Here is a 5,987-nt window from a genome sequence, read left to right as displayed (position 1 = left end):
GCCGCTCCCCGAGACCGCCGACCGTACCCAGCCGGAGCACGGTCGGCGCGGCCAGGTCGGCGGCCAGGGCACGGGCCGCGTCCTCGGCCGCCAGCACGTTCCGGGCCGCGGGCAGGAAACGCTCACCGGCCGACGTCAGACGCACGTACCGGGGCGAACGGTCGAACAGCTCGACCCGCAACTCCCGTTCCAGCCGCCGCACTTGCTGGCTCACGGCGGGCTGCCCGAGCAGCAGCCGCTCGGCCGCCCGCCCGAAGTGCAACTCCTCCGCGACGGCGACGAAGCATCGCAACTGCCTCAGCTCCACATGCTTCCCCTCTGCTCTGCTCGGCGTTCTGCCCAGCCCGGCGCTCCGGCCCGGCCGGTGGCGGAGACCATGGTCGCAGCCGGGGCCGGCCGGGGGCGGGACGGGGCAGGGCGGCGCGGGGGTATCAGGCGTCGGGGGAGAGGCGGCGTCGAATCACGGGCGCTCGGCGTGCCAGTGGGCAGCCCAGCCCGGTGTTCCGGTCCGGCCGGTGCTGGAGGCCATGGTCGCAGCCGGGGCAGGACGGGGGTGTCAGGTGTCGGGGGAGGGCGGCGTCGAACCATGGGCGGCTGGTGGCCGGTGGGCGGCCCAGCCCGTGAAGCTTGGTGTGGCGGTGGTGTGGCCGAACTCGGCGCCGAACGGGGTCGCGCCGACGTCGGTGACCATCCAGATGTGGCCGCGGTGCGGGCCGATGACGACGAGGTGCCAGTACCTGCCGTTCTGCTCTGCTCGGTACTCTGCCCAGCCCGGTGTTCCGGTTCTGGCGGTGGCGGGACGGGCCGGGGCGGGGTGTCAGGCGTCGAACCACGGGTGGCCGGTGTGCCAGTGGGCGACCCAGCCCGCGAAGCCGGACGCGGCGGTGGTGTGGCCGAACTCGGCGCCGAACGGGGTCGCGCCGACGTCGGTGACCATCCAGATGTGGCCGCGGTGCGGGCCGGTGACGACGAGGTGCCAGTACATGCCGCAGCCGTCGGTGCCCAGGACGACCGACCCGTCCTCCGAGAGCCGGGCCAGGCGCGCGTCGAACTCCTCCTCCGGGGTCTCCTCGTCCTCCTCCCAGAGCCAGGCGGCGGTGAGCGGGAACGGGCGGGCGAGGTTGCGGGCGGAGCGGCCGTCGCCCCAGTCGGAGGGCAGTTCGGCGAGCCCGAGCAGGCCGTGGTCGGGCGGGCCGTCGGCGGAGCCGTCCGTGATCTCGGCGACGAAGGTGCGGTACGGCTCGGGCAGCACGACGCCGTGCCGCGCCTCGAAGTCGTGCACGGCCGCCCAGCCGAGGGCGTCGGCGGTGTCGGCGGCGCCGAGGCCGAAGGCGTCGCGCAGCAGGGCCAGGTCGGCCGGCTCCGGCAGTTCGGTGTTCACGGGCACAGGGATAGCAGACGGCTCGGACGGAGGGCGGACGGGCGGGCGCCGGGCCCGGTGCCGGAGGAGCCCGGGAGGGGGGAATTGAACGCGTTCAGTGTTCGGTATACGTTCTTCTCCGTGAAGTACGTGATTCCCGGCGGGACCGGGCAGGTCGGCACGATGCTGGAGCGCGCGCTGCGCGCCGACGGGCACCAGGTGGTGGTCCTCACCCGGACGCCGTCCGCCCCGCACCACGTGGCCTGGGACGGCCGGACCCTCGACCGGTGGGCCGAGCAACTGGACGGCGCCGACGCGGTGGTCAACCTGGCCGGGCGGACGGTGAGCTGCCGCTACACGCCGGAGAACCTCCGGCAGATGATGGACTCCCGGGTGGACTCGACCAGGGTGGTCGGCGAGGCGATCGCCGCCGCCGCCCGCCCGCCCCGGGTCTGGCTGCAGATGAGCACCGCCACGGTCTACGCGCACCGCTACGACGCCCCCAACGACGAGGCGACCGGCCTGATCGGCGGCGCCGAGCCCGGCGTCCCCGACTACTGGGAGTACAGCGTCCGGATCGCCCGGAACTGGGAGGCCGCGCAGCGGGACGCGCGGACGCCCGGCACCCGGCAGGTGGCGCTGCGGGCCGCGATGGTGTTCAGCCCGGACCGGGGCGGCGTCTTCGACGTGCTGTCCCGGATGGCCCGGCTCGGCCTGGGCGGCCCGGTCGCGGGCGGGCGGCAGTACGTCTCCTGGATCCACGAACGGGACTTCGTCCGGGCGGTGCGCTTCCTGGTCGAACGGGAGGACCTGGCCGGGCCGGTCAACCTGGCCGCGCCGAACCCGCTGCCGCACCGGGAGCTGATGCGCGAGCTGCGCCGGGCCAACGGCGCGCCGGTGGGCCTGCCCGCCACCCGCTGGATGGCCGAACTCGGGGCCCTCGCCCTCCGGACGGACACCGAACTGCTGCTCAAGAGCCGCCGGGTGGTCCCCGGCCGGCTGCTGGACGCCGGTTTCACCTTCGACTTCCCGCACTGCGCGGACGCCGCGCGCGAGCTGGTCGCCCGCCGCCGGGCGCTCCGCCGCGCCGTCTGACCCGGAACGGGGCCGGGGGCCGGGCAGGATCCGGGGTGCCGGGCGGGGTCGCGAGGGGGTGGACCTGGATGTCCGGGGGCGCTGCCAGGATGGGTCGGTGGACACAGATCAGTGGGAGGGCGCGGCCGTCCCCGCGGAGCTCGCGGAGTTCCTGCGCGAGGCCGCCGAGTACCGGCCGGTGCTGCTCGCCGGGTGCGTGTGCGAGGAGTGCGGCGGGCGGGCGTTCACCATCTGGGTGGACGACACCGCGGGCTGCGCCGGGCGGGGGTGCGTCCGCTGCGGACAGCTGGCGTTCCTCGCGGACAGCGCGGAGGTCTGGGTCGACGCCGAACCCGAGTCGGCCGAATGCCCCTGCGGCGGCGACGAGTTCGAGGCGGCGGTGGCGTTCTCGCTGACTGCCGACGGGTCGGTGCGCTGGGTGACGGTGGGCCTGCGCTGCCTGCGGGACGGTGCGGTGGGCGTCTACGTCGACTGGAAGATCGACTACGCCCCGACGGACCACCTGCTGCGCGCCGTCTGAGTCGCCCGGCGGCCCGGGCCAAGGCCGGGGGTGGGGGTTCAGGGGGCGTCCGGACGGACGGTGCCGGTGGCGGCGGCGCGCTCCAGCAACCGCCGTCCGGCGTCGACGATCATCGTGTGGCAGTCGGCGCCGAAGGCCGGATCGCCGCCCGCCCCCTCCCGCGCGCCACGCAGTAGGGCGGTGCCGAGGCCGCGGTTGGCCGCACCCGCGAGGTCCGGTAACTCCTCGGCTCGCAGCACCTGTTGGCGCCCGTCCAGCTCTGCGTGCCCGCCCGAGCCGGTCCGCCCCCGGACCGGGCCGCCACCAGACCGGGCCGCCACCGGACCGGGCCGCCGCCGTCCGGGCCACCGCCGAACCGGGGGCCGCCGTGCTGTCGAACCGGCGGGAACTGCTGCGTGCCGCCGGCCACCGCGAACTCGACCCGCCGGGGCCGGAGTCGGTCGTCGTCCTGGTGGCCCACGGCGGCGCCCGGACGATCACCGCCACGGTCCGCGAGCACCGGGCGGCCGGAGCGGAGCATGTCGCCCTGCACAGTGATTCCCCCAGGCGGGCCGGGCGTACCGGCCCGCCGACGCATCGGCGGGCCGTACGAGAGCGACTCCGGCCGCGCGACGTTTGCGTGGGTTCGAAGCCTTGCCCTACGGTTCGCGGATGGCGATTCTTCAGACGCTGACGAACCAGGGGCGGGTGGTGGGCGGCCACCTGGCGGGCGGCAGCGTTCTCTCGGGCCACGGCGGACTCACCGTCCAGCACCCGCGCAACCCGTTCAAGCGGCCCAAGCTCACTGCCGAGACCGTGCTCGAGTGGGAGGAACTCCCGGCCGGGGAGAGCATCGCCGGAGCCGTGGGCCAGGTCGCCGCGAAGACCGCCCTGCCCGGGAGGCTCGGCAAGGCCGTCGGCGCCGGCCTCGGCGCAGCCATGAGGTCCGGGCGCACCGTCCGCGTGGACTGGGCCGACGGGAACCAGTCCGTCATCGAGCTGCCGGAGAAGCTGTTCACGGTCTTCTCCGTTCTGCTCGAGGGCCGGCAGGTCGTGACCGATGCTTCCGCGCGGGTCGAGTCCTCGGAACTCCTCCCGGCGCAGCCCGGTGTGACCGAGAAGATCCTGGATCTTGCCTCTTCGGTGATCCAGCGAGGCAAGCAGGCGGCACCGGCGGAGACGGCAGCTCAGCCGGACGTCGTCGAGCAGATCACGAAGCTCGCCGCACTCCACGAGGCCGGCATCCTCACGGACGAGGAGTTCGCGGCGAAGAAGACCGAACTGCTCAAGCGTCTGTGACGCTCGGGGCGGCCGTTCACTGCCCGGAATCCGGGCCGACGCGCATGAGCCGGGCACTCCGGCGAGCGGTTGCTCCCTCGGGAGACCGGGCCGCGTCCGCAATGATGAACGCGTCTCTCGCGTCGGTCTTCGCCTCGCCCGGGTAGAGGTCGGCGATCCGCCGCATCGTCAGCCCTGGCAGGTAGGCGACCGGGCAGCCCATGTCGCGGGCGACCGCCAGTGGCAGGGTCCCGATCGAGGCGGGCTGGTCGACCACGACCAGTACCGTTCCGTGTTTGGCCTGCAGCTTGGCGAACAGCTCGCGGAGTTTGGGTTCGGTGTTGGGCAGGCGCTTGTCGAATGCCTTCTTCCCGGCCGGGGTGACAGCGGTGGCGTGGTGTTCGCCCTTGCCGACGTCCAGGCCGAGGAAGACGTCGATGTCGCCGGTGTCGATCACGTGCAGGCCCCTCTATCAAGCTTTTCGTCCGGCCTTGCCTGGGCACCGAGCTGCCACATCCACGTTACGGAGAGCTCTTCCGGCTCGGGTGAAACCGGTGCTCAAGCTCCTCATCAGCGGTCCGTCGATGCCTTCGGGCCCGGTGACACCACCCCCCCGGATCATGAACAACAAGGGGGGAAGTCATGCCGGACCCGAAGGCCGGTGACCCCATTGCGAAGCCACGAAGAAGACATCTCAGGATGTGAAGGCGTCAAGCTGAAGCGCCTTAACGTGCGGTGGTGGGTTGCCAGGCAAGATCGAGTTCGCCGTCGACTGTGGCAGTGCCGGGTGTCTGCGATCCGCCCAGGGCTGCGTGGCTCAGCAGCGCGGGCGTCCCGGCCTCCAGGGCTTGCGCGATGTCCTCGAGCATCGGGGCGACCGAGACCCAATGAGGGACATCCAGGATCCAACTCTCGTGGTTCCAGAGGAACACCGCTCCGCGGGTGTCGCCAGGGCGCAGGTCGACGATCAGTCCGTCACCGCCGGGGCTCAGGGCGATCGGCATGAACTCACGCAGATAACGCCCCTCGGGCCGGCCGTTCTCGTCGAACGACTCGCCTTCCTGCTCGGCGACCAGCAGCCAGATCTCGCGGGTCTCCAGTGCCTCGTCCAGCGAGACCGGGGCGAACTCGCCCGGAATCCAGTAGTTCGCGCTGACGTCGGGCAGCAGCCACCAGGCTCGCAGGTCCGCAGTTAGCGGCGCGCCGAGGTCCGCTTCGAGCGCGTCCAAGCGCTCGGCATCCGACGCAGGCCGTAGGGGGCCCGTCGGACGTGCGCGGCGAGCCAGGTTTCGATGCGGCTCCAGGCGGTCGGAACATCGTGATCAGCCGTTGTCATGGCGGGCAGTCTGCCTCACCGATGTGACAACAGCTCAAGCCGTGCAGCACTGAAACGGCTGGTCAGGCGCGGATGCGACAGGAGTCAGTGCAGGAAAGGCAGTGTTCTCGTCGAAGGTCAGGCCGCTGTGGAGGCAGTGGTAGAGCTGGCCCAGCAGACGGTTCAGGAGGTTGCGTTGGGCGCCGGCGTGCCAGTCGCCCTTCTCGCGCCGGCGGCGGTAGCGGGCGCCGGCGCCGGGTGAGGTGCGGAGTGCGGAGAAGGCCCACAGGAAGCCGGCGTGCAGGAGCCGGTTGTTCTTCACCAGCCGCCTGCCGACGTAGCTCTTCTTGACGGAGGCCCGGGTGATCGGGGCCGATCCGGCGTACGCCTTGAGGCCGCGGGCGTCGGCGAAACGCGCCGGGTCGTCGCCGATCTCGGCC

Annotated in this window: 9 protein-coding genes and 1 pseudogene; 3 read left to right on the top strand and 7 right to left on the bottom strand. The window is 72.9% G+C overall.

Annotated features, from left to right (window positions below; genetic code table 11):
* The 3 genes from ACFUEL_RS33255 to ACFUEL_RS33245 all read right to left on the bottom strand — a co-directional run.
* Positions 1-307: LysR family transcriptional regulator (locus ACFUEL_RS33255; RefSeq protein WP_380240890.1), on the bottom strand; the 307-nt coding region annotated here is incomplete at its 3' end.
* Between the two features lie 249 nt (positions 308-556).
* A complete protein-coding gene (locus ACFUEL_RS33250) occupies positions 557-691 on the bottom strand; it encodes a hypothetical protein (RefSeq protein WP_380240888.1) in 135 nt (44 codons plus the stop codon).
* A 126-nt stretch (positions 692-817) separates the two neighbouring features.
* The gene (locus ACFUEL_RS33245) at positions 818-1,381 is read right to left on the bottom strand and encodes an SMI1/KNR4 family protein (protein ID WP_380240886.1); all 564 of its coding nucleotides are present in this window, start codon (positions 1,379-1,381) and stop codon (positions 818-820) included.
* A gap of 120 nt (positions 1,382-1,501) precedes the next feature.
* Here ACFUEL_RS33245 and ACFUEL_RS33240 point away from each other — a divergent pair, with 120 nt between their 5' ends.
* Together ACFUEL_RS33240 and ACFUEL_RS33235 are read left to right on the top strand one after the other, a co-directional pair.
* Complete coding sequence (locus tag ACFUEL_RS33240) at positions 1,502-2,455, top strand: TIGR01777 family oxidoreductase (RefSeq protein ID WP_380240884.1); 954 nt, start codon at positions 1,502-1,504, stop codon at positions 2,453-2,455.
* Positions 2,456-2,552: 97 nt separating this feature from the next.
* Positions 2,553-2,975, top strand: coding sequence for a hypothetical protein (locus tag ACFUEL_RS33235; RefSeq protein ID WP_380240882.1), 423 nt, complete (start codon positions 2,553-2,555; stop codon positions 2,973-2,975).
* Between the two features lie 38 nt (positions 2,976-3,013).
* Here the strand turns inward: ACFUEL_RS33235 and ACFUEL_RS33230 are convergent, their stop codons facing one another.
* Entirely contained in the window at positions 3,014-3,214 is a 201-nt protein-coding gene (locus tag ACFUEL_RS33230; RefSeq protein ID WP_380240880.1) for a hypothetical protein, read from the bottom strand.
* Between the two features lie 394 nt (positions 3,215-3,608).
* Between ACFUEL_RS33230 and ACFUEL_RS33225 the strand changes: the two genes are divergently transcribed.
* Entirely contained in the window at positions 3,609-4,253 is a 645-nt protein-coding gene (locus ACFUEL_RS33225) for an SHOCT domain-containing protein (protein ID WP_380240878.1), read from the top strand.
* A gap of 82 nt (positions 4,254-4,335) precedes the next feature.
* On the opposite strand, the pseudogene ACFUEL_RS33220 reads toward ACFUEL_RS33225, so the two are convergent.
* The 3 genes and pseudogenes from ACFUEL_RS33220 to ACFUEL_RS33210 all read right to left on the bottom strand — a co-directional run.
* A pseudogene (locus tag ACFUEL_RS33220) lies at positions 4,336-4,686 on the bottom strand (IS110 family transposase); the annotation flags it as partial.
* A 271-nt stretch (positions 4,687-4,957) separates the two neighbouring features.
* Positions 4,958-5,461: an SMI1/KNR4 family protein gene (locus ACFUEL_RS33215; protein ID WP_380240876.1), complete on the bottom strand. Its 504-nt coding sequence runs from the start codon at positions 5,459-5,461 to the stop codon at positions 4,958-4,960.
* Between the two features lie 141 nt (positions 5,462-5,602).
* On the bottom strand, positions 5,603-5,987 hold a 385-nt coding region (locus tag ACFUEL_RS33210; RefSeq protein WP_380240874.1), incomplete at its 5' end, for a transposase.

The sequence above is a fragment of the Kitasatospora sp. NPDC057198 genome, assembly GCF_042670125.1.
In the GTDB taxonomy this organism is placed as follows: domain Bacteria; phylum Actinomycetota; class Actinomycetes; order Streptomycetales; family Streptomycetaceae; genus Kitasatospora.
Note: the sequence above shows the minus strand (reverse complement) of the source record. Positions and strands in the feature narration are given on the sequence as shown.

Coding starts and splice junctions, on each gene's coding strand:
- ACFUEL_RS33250 (WP_380240888.1), bottom strand. CDS start 691: ATGGTCACCGACGTCGGCGCGACCCCGTTCGGCGCCGAGTTCGGCCAC.